This window comes from Brevibacillus brevis (genome assembly GCF_031583145.1).
Taxonomy (GTDB): domain Bacteria; phylum Bacillota; class Bacilli; order Brevibacillales; family Brevibacillaceae; genus Brevibacillus; species Brevibacillus brevis_E.
The window spans coordinates 2,723,990-2,741,970 of record NZ_CP134050.1 but is presented as its reverse complement, the minus strand read 5'-3'; the positions used below and the strand labels follow the sequence as shown (position 1 = coordinate 2,741,970).

The 17,981-nt window shown below is 54.4% G+C and carries 15 protein-coding genes; all 15 read right to left on the bottom strand.

The features are described 5' to 3' along the window. Positions 1 to 151: 151 nt before the first annotated feature. The gene (locus RGB73_RS13710; protein WP_310772895.1) at positions 152 to 622 is read right to left on the bottom strand and encodes a hypothetical protein; all 471 of its coding nucleotides are present in this window, start codon (positions 620 to 622) and stop codon (positions 152 to 154) included. 91 nt (positions 623 to 713) lie between these two features. Beyond that, complete coding sequence (locus tag RGB73_RS13705; protein ID WP_310772893.1) at positions 714 to 1,205, bottom strand: YajQ family cyclic di-GMP-binding protein; 492 nt, start codon at positions 1,203 to 1,205, stop codon at positions 714 to 716. A gap of 28 nt (positions 1,206 to 1,233) precedes the next feature. Continuing rightward, entirely contained in the window at positions 1,234 to 2,022 is a 789-nt protein-coding gene (locus RGB73_RS13700) for an SDR family oxidoreductase (protein ID WP_310772891.1), read from the bottom strand. Between the two features lie 130 nt (positions 2,023 to 2,152). Continuing rightward, positions 2,153 to 5,236: an efflux RND transporter permease subunit gene (locus RGB73_RS13695; protein WP_310772889.1), complete on the bottom strand. Its 3,084-nt coding sequence runs from the start codon at positions 5,234 to 5,236 to the stop codon at positions 2,153 to 2,155. Between the two features lie 5 nt (positions 5,237 to 5,241). After that, positions 5,242 to 6,462 carry an efflux RND transporter periplasmic adaptor subunit gene (locus RGB73_RS13690; RefSeq protein ID WP_310772888.1) on the bottom strand — a complete coding sequence of 407 codons (1,221 nt, stop codon included), beginning with the start codon at positions 6,460 to 6,462 and terminating at the stop codon, positions 5,242 to 5,244. Positions 6,463 to 6,698: 236 nt separating this feature from the next. Beyond that, complete coding sequence (pepF, locus tag RGB73_RS13685) at positions 6,699 to 8,510, bottom strand: oligoendopeptidase F (RefSeq protein ID WP_310772886.1); 1,812 nt, start codon at positions 8,508 to 8,510, stop codon at positions 6,699 to 6,701. A gap of 118 nt (positions 8,511 to 8,628) precedes the next feature. Next, positions 8,629 to 9,915 (bottom strand): UDP-glucose dehydrogenase family protein, encoded by a 1,287-nt coding sequence (locus RGB73_RS13680; protein WP_310772884.1) that lies wholly within the window; start codon positions 9,913 to 9,915, stop codon positions 8,629 to 8,631. Positions 9,916 to 10,013: 98 nt separating this feature from the next. After that, positions 10,014 to 11,114 (bottom strand): glycosyltransferase, encoded by a 1,101-nt coding sequence (locus RGB73_RS13675; RefSeq protein WP_310772882.1) that lies wholly within the window; start codon positions 11,112 to 11,114, stop codon positions 10,014 to 10,016. Between the two features lie 26 nt (positions 11,115 to 11,140). After that, complete coding sequence (locus RGB73_RS13670) at positions 11,141 to 12,091, bottom strand: NAD-dependent epimerase/dehydratase family protein (protein ID WP_310772880.1); 951 nt, start codon at positions 12,089 to 12,091, stop codon at positions 11,141 to 11,143. Further along, on the bottom strand, positions 12,088 to 12,891 hold the full coding sequence (locus RGB73_RS13665) for a glycosyltransferase family 2 protein (protein WP_310772878.1): 804 nt from the start codon (positions 12,889 to 12,891) through the stop codon (positions 12,088 to 12,090). The genes RGB73_RS13670 and RGB73_RS13665 overlap by 4 nt, the downstream gene beginning before the upstream one ends. Then, positions 12,888 to 13,934: a glucose-1-phosphate thymidylyltransferase gene (locus tag RGB73_RS13660; protein ID WP_310772876.1), complete on the bottom strand. Its 1,047-nt coding sequence runs from the start codon at positions 13,932 to 13,934 to the stop codon at positions 12,888 to 12,890. The genes RGB73_RS13665 and RGB73_RS13660 overlap by 4 nt, the downstream gene beginning before the upstream one ends. 122 nt (positions 13,935 to 14,056) lie before the next feature. Then, positions 14,057 to 15,250, bottom strand: a complete 1,194-nt coding sequence (locus tag RGB73_RS13655; RefSeq protein WP_310772874.1) for a glycosyltransferase family 4 protein — start codon at positions 15,248 to 15,250, stop codon at positions 14,057 to 14,059. Further along, positions 15,231 to 15,653 carry a hypothetical protein gene (locus RGB73_RS13650; protein WP_310772872.1) on the bottom strand — a complete coding sequence of 141 codons (423 nt, stop codon included), beginning with the start codon at positions 15,651 to 15,653 and terminating at the stop codon, positions 15,231 to 15,233. Before RGB73_RS13650 ends, RGB73_RS13655 begins: the two co-directional genes overlap by 20 nt. A gap of 151 nt (positions 15,654 to 15,804) precedes the next feature. Next, positions 15,805 to 16,485, bottom strand: coding sequence for a DnaD domain-containing protein (locus RGB73_RS13645; protein WP_310772870.1), 681 nt, complete (start codon positions 16,483 to 16,485; stop codon positions 15,805 to 15,807). A 110-nt stretch (positions 16,486 to 16,595) separates the two neighbouring features. Next, on the bottom strand, positions 16,596 to 17,885 hold the full coding sequence (gene asnS, locus RGB73_RS13640) for an asparagine--tRNA ligase (protein WP_310772868.1): 1,290 nt from the start codon (positions 17,883 to 17,885) through the stop codon (positions 16,596 to 16,598). Positions 17,886 to 17,981 lie beyond the last annotated feature (96 nt).

Here is a 17,981-nt window from a genome sequence, read left to right as displayed (position 1 = left end):
TCAGACTATTCTGCTTTCCAAAGAGGAATTCTCCTCTATCCAGCATATTCCTTCTCCCCATAAAAAAACTCTACCCGAAGCAAATCGAGAGAGGATCACCGTGCTTTTGCAAAAAAAAAGAAAAGCGTCCCCGCAACGGAACGCTCTTCTTTTACTTCACGACAAACTTTTGGGTCGACTCCACTTTGTACGGGAGGTGATTGCTGTAATTCAGCTCGACACGCAGCTCGTGCTCGCCTTTGGGCAGCTTTTTCAAGAGGAATTCCGGATGGTAGATCATCCCTTTTGCCTCGCCATCGAGGTACAGATGGGCGTGCCCTTGCCCGAAGACTGGCTGCTGGCTCATGTCCCCGTTTTCCTCGACAAACTGGAAATTTTGGGTGAGCAGCGATACTTCTGCAGTCGTTCCATCCACCTTGATGTCCATGTTCAACGACGGCTTTTGGGCATCTCCAGACTGCTGCGGAACGGTGGAGGCGGTCACGCTCTCATCTCCCAGCCGATACGTATCCGATACGTGCAAAGGGTCTTTGACCAACAAAACGATGCCCGCCACCAGTACGATCAGAAAGACGATCCCGCCCAAAATGAGATTGCGCATACTGACGATAAAGACTCTCATGTCTCTACTCTCCCTTTCGCTCGTGCTTGTCACTTATTTGTACAAACATACGCGAGAGGTCCGAGAGTTAGAAGCAAAACTTTTCTAGCATTTATCGATAGTTTATGAATTGGACTTCCAGCGGGAGATCTGCTTTGCGGATCGCGGTGATGATTCCCTGGAGCTCGTCTTTGCTCTTTCCCGTCACGCGGATCTGGTCATCCTGAATTTGCGTCTTCACTTTCAGGCCGGTATCCTTGATGATGGCATTGATCTTTTTCGCATTTTCCTTGTCGATGCCCTGGACCAGCTTGACGTGCTGACGCACCGTGCCGCCTGCGGCCGGTTCCACTTTGCCGTAGTCCAGATTCTTGATGGGTACATCCCGTTTGACCAGCTTTCCGAGCAGGATATCCTTGACCTGGCTCAGCTTGAATTCGTCGTCCGAGACGAGGACGAGCTCTTCCTTCTCGAGCGTAATCTTGCTTTTGCTTCCTTTGAAGTCGAAGCGGTTCTCGATTTCCTTGAGGGCTGTTTGAATGGCGTTGTTTACTTCGGAGAGATCGACTTTCGACACGATGTCAAACGAGCTTTCTTTACTCATGCCAAAACTCCTTTCCTACGATTTTTCCCTAGATGGCCCGCACCAATCCGCCATCTACGAGGAAGGACTGACCGGTCACGTAACTGTTGGCAGGGGAAGCCAAAAATGTCGCCATGCGGGCAAACTCGTCCGGCTGACCATACCGGCCGAGCGGAATCATTGCTTCCGATTGGCGGCGCACCTCATCGGCATCCTTGCCGTGCTTCTCGGCTGCTATTTCGTCCAGCTGCTTCACACGGTCCGTCGCAATTCGGCCGGGACCGATCGTATTGATCAAAATACCGTCGGGGCCGAGCTCAGCGGACAGCGTTTTTGCCAGGCCCAGCACCCCTGTGCGGAACGTGTTGGACAGGATCAGATTGTCCAGCGGCTGCTTGAACGAAGAGGACGCGAAGTTGACGATCCGGCCGAATTGTTCGGCTCTCATGTGCGGCAATACGGCTCGAATCGCACGCACATAGCTGAGCAGATTGAGCTCGAACGCACGGATCCAGTGCTCGTCGCTGAGCTGGTCAAACGTGCCTGGCGTAGGTCCTCCCGAATTGTTGATCAAAATATGTACGCCCCCGAACTGGCGAACCGTCTCGTCCACCACCCGCTTGATGTCCGCTTCTTTGGTCACGTCAACAGTTACGGCCAGGGGTGCCCGCCCCGTTTCCTTTTCGATCTCGGCGCGGACAGCGGACAACGCTGCCTCGTCGCGCCCGCATATCGTCACGTTGGCCCCTTCCTGCGCCAGACAAATGGCGGTCGCCCTTCCCAGCCCTTTCGATGAGGCGAGTACGATCGCCGTCTTGCCCTTCAATTGCAGATCCATGTTCATTCCCCTTTCGCGATGCCTATCAGTCTATCCTTATGGCTTTTTCTTTATTCTACCGAACTTTCTGACGCACGAAAAGGAAAAGAGAAGAGGCGCCGCACACTCCTCTTCTCCTCGGGCAAAACGTTTACATTTGGGTCGGCTGCAGGTTGGCCTTTTCCGCCCGCTTGGCCAGTCTCTTGGCCTGGCGCGCCGCTTTCTTGGCCATTCGTTTTTCTTTCGCCCCTTCAAAGAGCGAATACAGGACAGGCACGAGGACAAGCGTCACGATGGTGTGGAAGACCAGCCCCGAAATGACAGCCGTCGCGAGCGGCGCTTCCAGATCGGAGCCTTCCGCCATTGCCAGCGCCATCGGCAGCATGCCCAAAATGGCGGTCAATTTCGTCATGATGACCGGGCGAACCCGCTCCTTCGTGCCCTGCACGATCGCATCAGCCAGTTTCATGCCGCGCCCCCGCAGCAGGTTGATCCGGTCGATCAGGAGAATGGCGTTGGATACCACGATTCCGACCAGCATGATGATCCCGATCATTGCCATTTCGCCGAATATCCGCTGCGTGAGGACGAAGCCGATGACGACCCCTACCAGGGCCATCGGAATCGTCAGCAGGATGATGAACGGCTGGGAAAGGCGTCCGAACTGTGCGACCATGACCACGTAGATCAGGGCGAGGACACCGGCAAAGACGAAGACACCCTGTGTCATGTTGGCGCTCTGCTCTTTGAGCTTGCCCGCGATGTCGACCCGGTACCCCGCAGGAACCGCAAGTGTCGGCAGTTTCTCCGTGATTTGCCTGCCCACCGTTCCCAGATCGCTGCCTTGCAATTCGGCGGACACAGTGACGATCCTCTCTCCTTTGTCACGCGTGATGACGACCGGCGATTTGCTGTACGTCCATTCCACCAGTTCCGACAGCGGTACGGCGGCTCCGCTTCTGCTGCTGATCATCAGGCTGTGCAATTGGTCCGGGTGCTTCAGCCAGTTATCCGGCATTTTGGCGACGACATCCACCTCGATACCGTCCTTCGTAATGGAAGTGATCGGTTGGTCGCCAATCATCGTGCTGAGCTGCTGAAGCAGTGAGCGCGGGTCTACGTTTAGACGCGACAATGCCTCCTGCTTCGGAACGAGCGTCACTTTTTCCTTGCCTTCCTTGAAGTCGTTGCGAATGTTGTTGACGCCTGGAATCGTCGCGAGCATTCCTTCTACGTCCGCGGCAGTCTTGCGCATTTGCTCCATGTCATCGCCGACGATGTCGAGCTGGATCGGGGCTTCCGTCCCTTGCCCGCCGAATGCGGTCGAGATCGATTCGATCCCGGGGATCGCCTTGAGCCGGTCGTTTATCTCCGCAGTCAGCGCTTCTTTATCGTGCGCCCGTTCGCTTTTTGGACGAAGTGAGATAAAAATTTCCGAGCTTTCCTTCGACGAGAAGAAGAATACGTCTTTTACGTCCGGGATGCCCCGCAGTGCGGCTTCGCCCGCCACCGCCGCCTTCTGCGTGTTTTCCAGCGTCGAGCCGGTCGGCATCTCTATGGTGGCAAACACCAGGTTTTCATTGGCATCGATACCCTGCCCCATCTTCATCAGCGGAGTGAGCACACCGGCCGCGACGAAGATCGATATTGCGGCCAGCAAGGTGATCACCCGATGGCGGAGCGCCAGCTGAAGCAGCTTGCTAAACCAGCGGACGATGACGTGCTCCTTTGCTTCTCCTTCCAGCGAGATCTTCTTGTCCTTCTGCAAGAAGCGGTCGGAGAAGACAGGAACGAAGAAGAAGGCTGCGATGGTCGACGCGATAATGGCAGAAGATACCGTGAAGGCAATCGTGGCCAGGATTGGCTTGAGCCAGTCTTCGAAGTCCGCAAAAACCAGCGGCAAAAATACGATAATAATCGTAAGCTGCGATGTAAACACCGGGGTCAATACTTCACGGGTTCCTTTTACGATTGCCTGCGTGAGTGTCTCTCCTTTTTCGCGGAAATGGTAGATGCTCTCGAGCACGACGATCGCGGCATCGACGATGAGACCGACCGACAAGCTGAGCGACAGCAGCGTGACCATGTCGATGTTGTAGCCGCCCAATTTCATCGCGATAAAAGTCATCAGTGCGGAAAGGGGCAATGTCGTCGCAATGACGAGCGTCACACGCCAGTTGCGCAGGAAAACAAACAGAATGATGATCGCAAGCGCGCCCCCGATCATGACATCGCGGCTCAAATTGGTCACCGCGTGCTGGATGTACGAGACTGCTTCTACCATGACTTTCATTTGGTACTGGCCGTTCGCCTCTGCATTGATTTCACGGACGACATTCTCTACCTTGCCTTGCGTGGTGATCAGATCGCTGCCTTCTGCGCGCTTCACGCTCATGTGAATGAACACACTTCCGTCCGTCAATGCGACCGAATCCTTCACCTTCCCGCGCAAATCCTCGACAGTGGCCAGCTGATTCAAGGTGACGATCCCGTTCGGCGTCTCGATCGGCAGCTCCGCCATTTCCTGCACGGTGCTGTACGTATCGTCTACCATCACGACCGTGTCGAAGCCGGTATTCTCCAGCGTCCCCACCGCTTGCTTCCAGTTCGTTTCCTGGAGCTGCGAGATCACTTCGGCCGGGGTGGTCCGGTAGGCGCTCAAAAGCTCTGGTCGCAATGTGACAGCGATCTGGTTTTCAAAGCTGCGATCGGATATTTCGACTTCCTTCACTCCCGGAACAGCCTCGATCCGGTCTTTGATGGTCGTCTTCGCCAGGCTGAGCATCGCCTGCGGATCCGCGCCAACAAGGGCATAGTCGATCAACGCGTCGTCTCCGAAGTTCATCTGGTTGACTTCTACCCGATCCACTGACTTCGGGAAGCCGTTGCGCAGCCGGTTGACCGCGTTTTGCACATCCGTCTTGACTTTGTCCCCCTTGCCTTCTTCGGCTGTGATCCGGATATTGACGGAGCCTGAGCCTGTCGTCGAGGAGTATTCTTTGATTTCCGCAATCGACTTGAGTTCTTGTTCGATTTTCTTCGTAATTTTATCTTCCATCTCTTCCGGCGGGATCGAACCGCCAGAAATGTTGACGGAAAGGACGGGGAAGTTCGTCTTGGGCACAAGCTCCACGTTGAAGCTAAACAGGGAACCGATTCCCGCAATCACGATCAGAAACGTGAAGAGGTAGACAATCAGCCGCCTTTTCAGCAAAAAGAGAATCATCTTGTTCATCTAGTCTATTCTCCCCTCGCCTCTACTTTTTGCCCCTCGACGTAAAACGTGATGCCGGAACGCAAAAGCTGGTCTCCTTCTTTGATTCCGGACAAAATTTCAATCTTGTCGCCAACCATCTGTCCAGCTTTGACTTCCTTTTTCACCGTCAGGCCATTTTCAATGGCCATCACGTAATGCTGGGACTGACTTACGCCGACACTCTCCAGAGGAACCAGAAACCCGCCGACCTTTCTCGGCACCTCGACTGTCGCCGTCATTCCGCCGCGCCAGTAGCTGTCCGGGTTGGCAACCGTCACTTCTACCCGATATTTGCCCGTCTGCTTGTCGACGACAGGAGACACGAATGTCACCGTACCCGGACTTTTCTTGCCGTCACCCGATACGATCTGCACCTTTTCCTTCTCTCGGAATTGAGCGATCAGATCGTTGGTCACATCCAGTGTGACCTTTACTTCCGACAAATCGACCAGATGAATGATTTGCTCGCCGGGGGACGCTTGTTCTCCTGTCTGTTTGTATACGTCTACGATCGTTCCAGCGAAAGGAGCTTCGATCTTGGCATCGTCCAGGCTTTTTTTCGCTCGCTCCACCTGTCCCGTCGCCTGTTTGATCGAAGCATTGGCAACTGCCACGTCTTCAGGCTCCGCACCTCGCAAAAGCTCATCCAAAGCAAGCTGCGAATTTTTCAAATCGATTTCCGCTTGGCTCAACGCCCGCTTCCGGTCATTTATTTCGCTTTGCGAAATAGCTCCGCCAACGAAGAGGTTTTCGCCGACTGCGACATCCTGACGCGCTTTGTCCAGCCTGGTCTGCGCGCTTTTTACTTGCAGGCGCTGCTGCTCGATGGCTTGTGACGTAGCGCCCTTGAGCGTCTGAGATTTGCGGGCGGCCGCTTCCTCCACCTGGCTCGCTGCGACTTCTACTTCCTTTTGATAGTACTTGGTATCCAACGTCGCCAGCAATTGTCCTTGGCCGATTTTGGAGCCTTTCGTGACGGAAATGGCTGAGATCGTGCCGCCCGTTCCGAATGGGAGAACGGCGTCCCGTTTGGCTTCCACCATGCCTGTCACCGTCAGGGATACGGGAGCGGCCTCCTTTTGTACCCGGAAAACTTCCACTACCTTCGCTTTTGCTTCTGCCTGCTGCGGCGCTTCTGGAGCCGGGCCGCACCCGGTCGCCACCAACATGAGGGTAGCCACGATCATTGACGCTCGTTTTTTCACCTTGATTCCTCCAAATAATTGCAATCATTTCCTTGCACCATTGTGCCAGTTTTTCCCTGCCCCGCAAAACAGCCAGCAGTTGGAAATTGTTCTCCGTCCAAGGACGGAGGGACTCTGCTGCCATGGACATAACTATATACGTAACTCACCTGGAAACGTTACCTCTTTTTTTCAAAATTTCCAGATTCACACAAAAAGCAGCCAAGGTATGTCCTTGACTGCTTTTTGTCGTATGATTACTTCCCTGCGGCGAGCTGCTCCAGCTCATCCAGCAGCTCCTTGAACACGGCCAGACCTTCCCGAATCGGTTCTGGAGAGGTCATGTCGACTCCAGCTTTCTTCAACAGGTTCAACGGATAGTCCGAGCTCCCGCCCTTCAGGAATTGGAGGTAGCGGTCGACAGCCGGCTGCCCTTCCTCCAGGATCTGTTTGGAGAGCGATGTGGCCGCCGAGAAGCCGGTCGCGTACTTGTACACGTAAAAATTGCGGTAGAAGTGGGGAATTCTTGCCCATTCCAGATCAATCTGGCTGTCCACCACCATATCCGGCCCGTGGTACGCCACGTTGAGCTCGCGGTAGATTTCGCTCAGCGAATCAGCCGTCAGCGGCTCGCCCTTCTCTTCTTTTTCGTGCACGATCTTCTCGAATTCCGCAAACATCGTCTGACGGAACACGGTGCCGCGGAACTGCTCCAGATAGTAGTTGATCAGGAACATCCGCTGCTGCTTGTCGGTCGTGGTCTCGAGCAGGTAGTGCATGAGCAGGGCTTCGTTGAGCGTGGAAGCCACCTCGGCCACGAAGATTTTGTAATCCGCATACGTATACGGCTGTGCGTGATTCGAATGGTAGCTGTGCAGGGCGTGCCCCATTTCATGCGCCAGCGTAAACATGTTGTTCACATTGTCCTGGTAGTTCATCAGCACGAACGGGTGAGTCGTATAAGCTCCCCAGGAGTAGGCACCGCTGGTCTTGCCTTCGTTTTCATGAACGTCGATCCATCCGTTCGTAAACCCTTCCTCCAGTACGCGGCCATACTCCTCTCCGAGCGGGTGGAGCGCTTTCTTGATCGTCTCGACAGCCTGATCGTACGGAATTTTCATGTCCACTTCCGGCACGATCGGCACGTACAAGTCATACATGTGAAGCTCATCGACACCGAGGAGCTTTTTGCGCAAGGCGATGTATCGGTGCATGAGCGGCAGATGCTCATGGATGGTGGCGATCAGATTGTCGTAGACGGACACATCCACCTTGTCCGCGAACAAGGCGGCGTACAATGCCGAAGGATACTTGCGGGTGCGTGCGTAGAACACATCCCCTTTGATTGCGGAAGTAAGCGAAGCCGCGATCGTATTGCGGAATTTGCCATAGGTCGCGTACAGGCCCTCGAAAGCCTCTTTGCGCACACGCCTGTCCTTGCTCTCCATGAACTGCGTGTAGCGGCCTTTCGTCAGCTCCACTTCTTCCCCGTTTTCATCGGTGATCATGGGGAATTTCATGTCCGCGTTGTTCAGCATTCCGTAAATTTTGGATGGAGCCGAAGCCAGCTCGCTGATGTTGGCCAGGAGAGCCTCTTCTTCGGACGTCAGTGTATGCGGCTTGAAACGCGTAATCTCCTCGAGCAAAATCCGATAGTGATCAAGGCCCGGCACTTCCTTCAGCCACTTCTCCAGCTCCTCCGTGGGAATCTCCAAAATTTCCGGCTGTATGTAAGAAATCGCCCCGTACACTTGGGTGCTCAGGCTGCTGGCTCGATCCGTCAGACCCTGGTAGGTGCTGTTGGCATTGTCCTCGTCCCGCCGCATCCGGGCGTACACGTACACCTGATCCATGGTCTTGAGCAGTTCGTCCTGCAAGGTCAGGGCATCCAGCAGCTCTTTTCCGGACGATCCGATCTTGCCCTTCAGACCTGCGATTTGGTCTGCCAGCTGCTTGGCCTTCTCAACATCCTTTTCCCAATCGGCATCCGTGGAATAAATATCTTCGAGCCTCCATTTGTACTCGGCAGGAACTTCACTGCGCTTCGGCAGCGTTTTGCTTTTGTTCACCGCGATCACTCCCTCATCTTTTGCTGGCTGGTGAAATCATCCATATGATTATCCTAACGCATTATGCCTCCCGGTTCAAATCGGCAGAAAAAAAGCCGACTCTCCCCACTCGGAGAAATCAGCTCTTGCCTACGCCTGTATAGAAAAATCCCGCTTCCCTCAGCTGCGTTGAGGGCCATGCATTGCGACCGTCAAACAGGAGAGGCGATTCCATGCTCGCCTTGATGGACTTCCAATCCAGCTCGACGCACTCCTTCCACTCCGTCACGAGCAGCGCTGCATGCGCACCTTGACATGCTTGTGCCGGACTGTCCGCGTACTGAACTTGCGGGAAAATGGCACGGACTGCCGGCGATGCGATCGGGTCGTAGGCAGCCACCTTCGCCCCCGCCTTTTGCAGAGCTTCCAGGATTTTGAGAGAAGGTGCTTCCCGGATGTCATCGGTATCCGGCTTGAACGCCAGCCCCAGAACAGCAATCTGCTTCCCGGCCAAATCCGGCAGCCGTTTGTGCAGCTGCTGCAAAAACCAGATCGGCTGCGTGGCGTTGACTTCTCGCGCTTTATCCAAAATGCTTAAGGACACTCCATGCTGCTGGGCCAATTGGAGCAGCGCGATCGTGTCCTTAGGGAAACAGGAACCGCCGTAGCCGACACCCGCCCGCAAAAATTCAGGTCCAATGCGGCTGTCAAGACCCATTCCTCGTGCCACTGTAGTAATGTCCGTACCCAGCGCTTCGCTCAATCTCGCCAGCTCGTTCATAAAGGAAATGCGGGTCGCGAGAAAGGCATTGGAAGCGTACTTGATCAGTTCGGCATTCGCCCGCGTCGTTGCAATGCGTGGTGCGGATACTCCTTCATAAAGCTTCTCCAGGACGGAGGCGGCGGTCTCGTCTGCTGTTCCGATCACGATGCGTGAAGGTTGCAGGGCATCCTGCAATGCACTCCCTTCCCTCAAAAACTCGGGATTGGAAGCGATGTGCAAGTCACTGCTTTCACGCAGCTCACTTGCGATCCGGTCTCCCGTTCCTACCGGGACCGTACTCTTTATGACGACAACCCGACTTCTCGGAGCAACCCGCTGCAGCGATTGCACATCGGATACGGCTGCCTCCAGATAGCTCAAGTTCGCTGTCCCGTCAGCCGCTTCCGGTGTTCCGACGCAAACGAACAAAACGTCGGCTTCCTGTGCATCTGCGATCTTCGTGGTAAAATCGAGCATGCCCTGCCCGAGCATTGATACGAGCGCTTCCTCCAATCCCGGCTCGTAAATCGGTGATCGGCCTTGCCTAAGCTGCGCGATTTTCGAATCGACCAGATCGATCCCGATGACCTGATGGCCTCCCATGGCCAGCGAAACAGCTGTCGTCAATCCAACGTATCCGGTACCGATAACGGCAACCTTCATGGTTTCACCCCATCCATTTCACTGAATCGGAAAGGGAGACGCTTTTCTCTCCCTTTCCGATTCAGCAAGAAATATCGTTCCTGATGATCCGCCCCTACTCAGCCTTGGGCGGGCTTCTTCGATGCTGATTTCCCCATCACTCGCAGGTAGAGGTCTTCCAGTTTGGCCCGCTGTTTGTCGATGTTATGGTTGCGCTCCACTTTCTCCCTGGCTCGTGCCGCCATTTGGTTCCACTCATCCTGCGAGTCCAGTACGTGATTGATCATCTTTCCCAGCTGGGTCGGTGAGCGCTCCGGCACCAAATATCCGGTTTCCTTGTGCACGACCAGCTCGGGGATGCCCGAATGGTAGGTGGAGATGACCGGCCGTCCCGTCGCCATCGCTTCCATCAGCACGTTCGGAATGCCTTCCTTGTCGCCGCTTCGGGCGGTCTTGCATGCAAGCACGAATACGTGGCACTTGCCGAGCTGACGCTGCACCTCGCGATGTGGCTGAGCACCCTTCAGCACGACCCGCTTGCCCAGCTTGTGCTTTTTGATCAGCCGCCGCAGCTTCGGCTTCCATTCACCGTCCCCAATGATGATCAACTTGGCACGGGGAAATTCCTTGCGTACGCGGGCAAACGCTCGAACCAGTGTGTCCATGCCCTTCTTTTCCGTCAAGCGCCCTACGCTGAGCAGGCGATACTCCCCGTCGTTTACCGGCAGGATCGGCTGCATCGGGAATTTTCGCAAATCGATTCCCGAGCGGATGAGGGTAATTTTCTTGGCGGGACAACCTAGGCGGATCAGCCTTTTTTTCATGTGGTTGCTGACAACCGTAAATGCTTTCCCTCTGCGGAAAAGACGCCGCAAACTGCGTCTGTATCCAGGGTTTTCCTTGACTCGCTTGGTTGCGTCAAAACCGTGAAACGAAGTGATGAGCGGCAATTTTGTCTTTCGTGCATACGGGAGCAGCTCCAGGCCGGCAGGTCCAAATCTCGCATGCAAACACTTCACCTTTTTTTTCCGGAGCCATGTGGAGAGGCCGGCCAAGCGCTTGCGCACATAGACCGGCGAATAAGGGAATTGTTTGCGATTGAACGGGCGCTGCCTTGTCAGCACGATCGGTTTGACCGCCTGGTGCCCCAGCAATTGCTCGTAGATAAACGTTTCGCTCCGTGGCAGAAATTTTCTTCGATAAACGAGGACCCGCTGCATGCGACTTGCCTCCCGTTTCCCTAGAATTATCCCTTGGCTTGCGCGCGCATGTCGGCCAATTGCAACCGAAGTCCTTCTTCAAGCGGAACTTGCGGCCGGTATCCCAGGCGTGTTTGGGCCAGTTGGATGTCCGCACACGTGCGCTGCGAATCGCCAGCCGGCCCCTTTTGGAAGGAAAGGTTGGGCGTGGTGTTCAACAGGCCGCCCATGATGGACAGCACATCGAGCAATTTGATTTCCCGATCGCCGCCGACGTTGAAAATCTCCCCGGGCGCTGCGTGCTTCGCGGCCAGGATATTGGCTTCTACCGCATCGGAAACAAAGGTGAAATCCCTTGTCTGCTGGCCATCGCCATAGATCACGACCGGATCGCCTTTCATCATTTGCCGAAAGAAGCGGTGGAACGCCATATCCGGACGCTGCCGGGGACCATAGACAGTGAAATAGCGGAGCATCGTGATCGGCAAACCATGCGCTTTCACGTATACCCGACAAATTTGCTCCATCGCTTCCTTGGTGACTCCGTAGGGAGAGACGGGACGAAGGGGCGCAGACTCATCCGTGAATGTGCCCTGCATCGTTCCGTATACGGACGAAGAAGAAGAAGCGACGACCACGGGAGGCTTCGGCCTTTGCAGGCACGCCTCCAGCAATTGCTGCGTCGCCAGGATGTTGTGATGGACATAGTCGGAGAAAGCCTTTCCCCAACTGTTGCGGACGCCAGGCAGCGCGGCAAGGTGGTACACGACGTCCACCCCATCCAGCCATTCGTTCCACCGCTGCGTCTGCAGCATTGTCGAATGGAAGGTAAAGGCCGGATGCCTGCCGATCTCCGCCAAATTGCGCAGCTTTGCCGACACATCGTAATTATCCAGAAACCCGTCGACCCCGATGACCACCACCCCATCCTGGAGCAGACGCTGGGTCAAATGAGACCCGATAAAACCGGCACAACCGGTGACAAGCGCTTTTGTCATCGCCGCCGCCGCCTCACTTTCTTCAGCCGTTTGATAACCAGATAACCGTTCCGGTACGTAAACACCGGTTTGAATTTGTTCCCCCACCGCTTCAGGTAGTACTTGAATGTTTTTCGCCTGAGGTGGTTGCGCCTGCGCTTCATTTTGCCGTCCGTCAGTTGGCCGCGGTGTTTGGTTCGATTGTACAGCTTTTTGTTGATGTACCGGACAGGGTATCGCTCGATCAGACGCAGAATGATCCGGCGATCCTCCATGATCCGCCCTTCGTATTTGTCGGAAGTATCCCAGCCGCCGACCTCCCTCAGGGCCGCCACCCGGTAGCAGCGCGGAGCGACCATCCACCGGTTGTATTTGAGAAACTGGTATTTGTTGCGGAAATGCTTGTGCTTGACGAGGAACGGATTGTAGTATTTGCCTCGTTTTACCCTCCAAATTTTCACATTTCCGTAATACAACGCCGTTTTTGGTTTGCTTTTATGAATGTACTTCTTGAGAACCGCCAATGTCCGTTTCGGCAGCCAATCGTCCGAATCCAGCTGTACGAGGTATGGGGTATCCACCATCGACAGCGCCTGGTTCATCACCTTGGAGATGCCCGAGTTTTTCTCCATTCGATAGTAGGTGATATTCGGGTAGAACAAGTATTTCTCTACCTTGACACGCGTTTTATCCGTAGAGGCGTCGTCCATGATCAGCAGCTTCCAATCTTTGCAGGTCTGCTTGATCACGCTTCGGATCGCCTTTCGAATAAACTTGGCACGATTGTACGTCGGAATGACTACGGTAAAGGTCGGACTCATGGCTCCTCCCTCTTGACAGCTGGAATTCGGATGGAAGACTTGTCGCTTACAAGGAAGACGCCGCTCGTATCGCTGGAGTGTCCGTTCAAGTGGGAAGAACGGCCAAACACGCTGTCCGTCACGTTCCAGGCGACATCCTCTAGTGAGCTGTTCTCGAGTAAAATGCTGTTTTCAATATGTGCACAATTGTTCAATCGCACGCCATTTTGAATAGAAACAAAAGGCCCCAACCGGCAATTCCGGATCTCGCAGCCGTCGCCGATCAGGACAGGTCCCACGATTTCACAGTTCTCCACGATCGAATCGGCGCCGACCTGGTAGCGCTTGCCCAAATCGTTGGTCAGCATCCACCGATTGGCCTCCAGCCACCGATCAATCGTCCCTACATCGGAATACTTTCCACTCGTAACGGTGTGCACGATCTGATATCCCCGATCAATCATGGACTGTATCGCGTCTGTGATTTCGTATTCCCCGCGGGCGGACGGCTGAAGTGTAGCAATCGACTCAAAAATGGGTTTGGTGAACAGGTATGCGCCAATGACGGCCAGATTGCTCTTTGGTTGGCGGGGTTTTTCCTCTACCGAGACGAGACGCTCTTCCTGTATTTCGGCGATCCCATAGTCCTGTGGTCTCTCCACTTCACTTAGCATCACAACTCCGTCGGACGAAGTACTTGAAAACGCACGTGTAAGCCCGTGCAGCGAATCCATCAACAAGTTGTCACCGAGTAACAAAATAAACGGTTCGTCATGTAGAAACGGTTGCGCTAATTGGACGGCATGGGCGATTCCCAATGGTTCCTCCTGCTCAATAAACGTAATGGTAGCCCCGAATCGACTACCATCGCCCACGAGTGGAGGGATTTGCACTTGGGAAGGGTGAATGACGATCCCGATGTCATGGACACCCACTTCACGCAGTTTGCGGATGCAGTAGTGTAATACTGGATGATTGGCCACAGGGAGGAGGGTTTTGGGCTGCGAATAGGAGAACGGGTGCAGTCGCGTACCACGTCCAGCACACAAGATTAACCCTTTCACAAGTATCACTCCCCAATAGTGCTCTGCGATACTTATAAGGTATGCGTCTTGCGAAATCTGGACAGGGCTGACGTCCACACCCGCATAAGAAAGGGCTGGCACCTATGAAGCGGGATACGGCTTTATCCGGTTTTACGCAGCAGCTGCTTCTCCTGCGAAGCCTCTTCTCCCGTACGTTTTCCCAGTGCGCTTTCGAATACGTTCAAGTACCCTTGGGCTGTCGCATACCAGGAAAACTGCTTGGCTCTCAGCAGCGCTTGCCTTCCCATCTCCGCCCGAATCCCCGGTATGCTCCAGAGAAGATTCCAGACGACGGGCAGCTCCGTTTTCCACGCTTTGGGAGGAAGCAAGAATCCGCTGCTTTGATGGGCAACTACTTCACCTATCCCTCCGCGCGGCGTCGTGATTACCGGCTTGCCGGAAGCCATCGCTTCGAGATTGACGCGGCAAAACGCTTCCTGCCAGACCGAGGGAGTAGCGACGACGTCTCCAAGCTGGTAGTACAACGGCATTTTTGCACTGGGGACGAAGTTGACGAATTTGACTTTGTCCCCCAGCGGCTTCGCCAATTTTTTCAGCTCGCGCACATAAGGGGTCAGGCGGTTGCTGCCATAGCCCGTACCCCCCACGATGACGAGCCGGGCCAGCGGATCCTGCTCGCTGACGGCACGAAACGCCTTTAAGAGCACGTGGACCCCTTTTGCCCTCATCAGTCTCCCCGCGTAAAAAAGGACACGATCGTCCGGCGAAAGTCCGATCTGTTTGCGCAGCTTGCGGATCGAATAATGGATTTTGGCTACCTGATACGGGCTGACGTCTACTCCCAAGTGAACGGCATGTATTTTATGCGGTGGTATTTTGCACGTCTTGATAAAATGGCGGCGCAGGTACTCGCTGTTGGTGAAAAAGCCGGATGCCAGGCGAACTACGCGCTTCATTTTTTCTTTGCTGATGATGCCTTTTGATGCAAAGACATGCGAGTGCATGTTTACAAACACCGGAATTTTGGGAAAGCGGTTTTTTAAGGCAAGCACATAGGTTGGCCTGTTTTCCACCATGATGACATCCGGCTTGTGCTTGCGAATGTGCCGGATGATTCGCCGTAAGTATGGACCTGGCCCCTGGTAGGGAAAGCGGATGAATTCCCGGTTTTCCTCTACCGTAGACTTCGGGTAAGTAGCGCAGGTGCGAGTGTAGATCGTGACCCTGTGTTCCGGGTCCATCATCTTCGTCACTTCGTCGATGTCGTGCTCGACTGAGCTGCCTTTGACGGGAGGCACGGAGAACGGACCCGGACTAATGATGGCGATCTTCATTACGCTCGCTCTCCCACTCCTTTTTCAGAGCCAGTACGACCTGGTACAAGTACTGCAATTCCTTCGTCTGCTTTTCTTCGATCTCCCGGAATCGCTGCTCCCAGGCGGCTAGCTGCCGCTTCAACTCTGTCATTTCCAGCTCGAGCTTTTCCACCTGATCGCGAATGACCGACTCCTTCTGGGTCAAAATGATTTCAATCGGCTGCTCCGGCGCGAGCGGGGATGTCTGCACGGATGCCTCATCGCCTTTCGCCTCCTGAAGTTTGACAGTGGCCGTTTCCGTTTCCTTTTCCGTCGGTTTGACGATGGAAATACGCTCGACGGCTTCCTCTACCACAAAGTTGCCGGAAAAAACGCCCGGCATCACCCAATGCGGCAGATCCCATTTCTTCTTTTTTTCCACAAGCCATTCCCTCCAAACTGTTGCCCCTGCTGATCTGGGATCAAGGATGCAGGGCCGGCAACGTGCAAGTATGCTATAGGGTATGACGAGAGTCGAAAATGGGTACGCGTACGGTATGACGGCAACAAAAAAACCGCCTCGATTGCAACAATCAAAGCGGTTGACGGTTTCGGCGGAAATTCATGCTGTATTGACGTGCTTGCTCCACACTTGTGATTTGCTGTTTTTGCCATTCCAGCAAGATGCGGTCGATGTAGCGAATGTGCAGCTTTCCGACCGTTGCTGCCTCGCGCAAGGCGGTCAAGATCAGCTCTTCCGAATAGCCGTCCTGCTCCGCCCACATGTGGATGCTCTCCAGTTCAAATGGAGAGAGCGGCCGTCCGAAGGCTTGTTCAAATCGTCCGTAAATGGCTACCGGCTCTTCATCCACAGCCGCTGCTGCCGTTTGCCGATACGGCTCATGAATCGACTCGATCATGTGAGAGTTCGTTTGCTGCTCTCGCCAGGTTTGGTACAGCTTCCGATACAAAGGCGTCAAATTGTATTGCTCATGCCGCATCCCGGTTTGCGGGTCAATAAATTCATCGATGCGAATCCATTCCTCTTTCAGCAGCTTCTGCAGCGATTGAATCAGTCTCATGTTTGGCATAGACATGCGCTCTTCGAGTTCCGTCAACGTCGGGAAACGGTTTCCTTCCTGCTGAAACGAGAGCAGATGAATGAGCAGCATCATTTCATCATCGGCCAGAAACATGCGTTTGTACATTTTGAGAAGCAGGTTCGAGACGGACGTCGCACCTTCTTGCAACAATTGCAATAGTTGAGAATCCATAAAGCGTTTTTCACCTCTGAGTTGGAATGACAAGGGAGTGCAGAAACAGGTAGAAGCATGATCAATCAATAGGAACACCCTGCTGCCCTCAGCAACAGGGTGTACGAGAATTACGGGTACAGGCGATACAGCATGCGAGGGAACGGGATGGTCTCGCGAACGTGATCCAGTCCGCAAATCCAGGCGATTGTGCGCTCCAGTCCCAGTCCGAAGCCGGAATGCGGAACCGTGCCGTACTTCCGCAAATCGAGGTACCAACGATAAGCCTCTTCCGAAAGCTCATGCTCAGCAAAGCGTTTTTCCAGGAGCTCAGGATCGTCAATCCGCTGACTTCCTCCGATGATCTCCCCGTATCCTTCCGGTGCGATCAAATCGGCACACAGTACGACTTCCGGGCGATTCGGATCCGGCTTCATGTAGAAGGCCTTGATTTCAGTCGGGTAGTTCGTAATGAAGACCGGCTTGTCGAAGTGCTCTGCGATCGTCGTCTCGTCCGGAGCGCCAAAATCGTCGCCCCACTTGATCTCGCTTCCTTTTTCCTGGAGCAGCTTGATCGCATCGTCGTAGCTGATGCGAGGGAATGGACCGGTCACGTTTTGCAGCTTGGTCGTGTCGCGTTCCAGCGTTTTCAGTTCCATCTGGCAATTCTTCAGGACGGATTGCACGATGTGGGAGACAAACGCTTCCTGAATGCGCAGATTTTCTTCGTGATCCACGAACGCCATCTCCGGCTCGATCATCCAAAACTCGATCAGGTGGCGACGGGTTTTCGACTTCTCAGCGCGGAACGTCGGTCCGAACGAGTATACGCGGCCCAGAGCCATTGCCGCCGCTTCCATGTACAGCTGGCCCGATTGAGACAGATAGGCATCCTCGTCAAAATACTTGGTATGGAACAGGTTTGTGGTTCCCTCAGCGGAAGTAGGCGTCAAAATCGGCGGATCGACTTTGTAGAACCCGTTTTGCTGGAAGAACTCGTACACCGCCCGGATGACTTCGGAGCGGATAGCCATCACGGCGCGCTGACGCGGTGTGCGCAGCCAGAGGTGGCGATGGTCCATCAGAAAATCCACGCCGTGCTCTTTCAAGGAAATCGGATAGTTTTCCGCGAGCTGGATGATTTCCACGCCCGTCACATTCAATTCAAAGCCGCTCGGCGCGCGATCGTCCGCCCGAACAACCCCAGTTATGTAAAGAGAGCTTTCTTGTGTCAGTTTCGATGCTCTTTCCCAAACATCCTCAGCCACTTCTGCCTTTACTACGACCCCCTGGATAAAGCCGGAGCCATCGCGCAGTTGCAAAAATTGGATCTTGCCGCTGCCGCGCTTGTTATACAGCCAGCAGCCCAAACGTACTTCTTGTCCAACATGCTGCCCGATTCGGGCAATCGTCGTCAACATCGGATCAATTCCCTCCATTTACCGTCCCAGACAAATAACAGACTGAGTATACCTTGCAATTATACTATCGGGGATGGGCAAATTCAATGACAGACT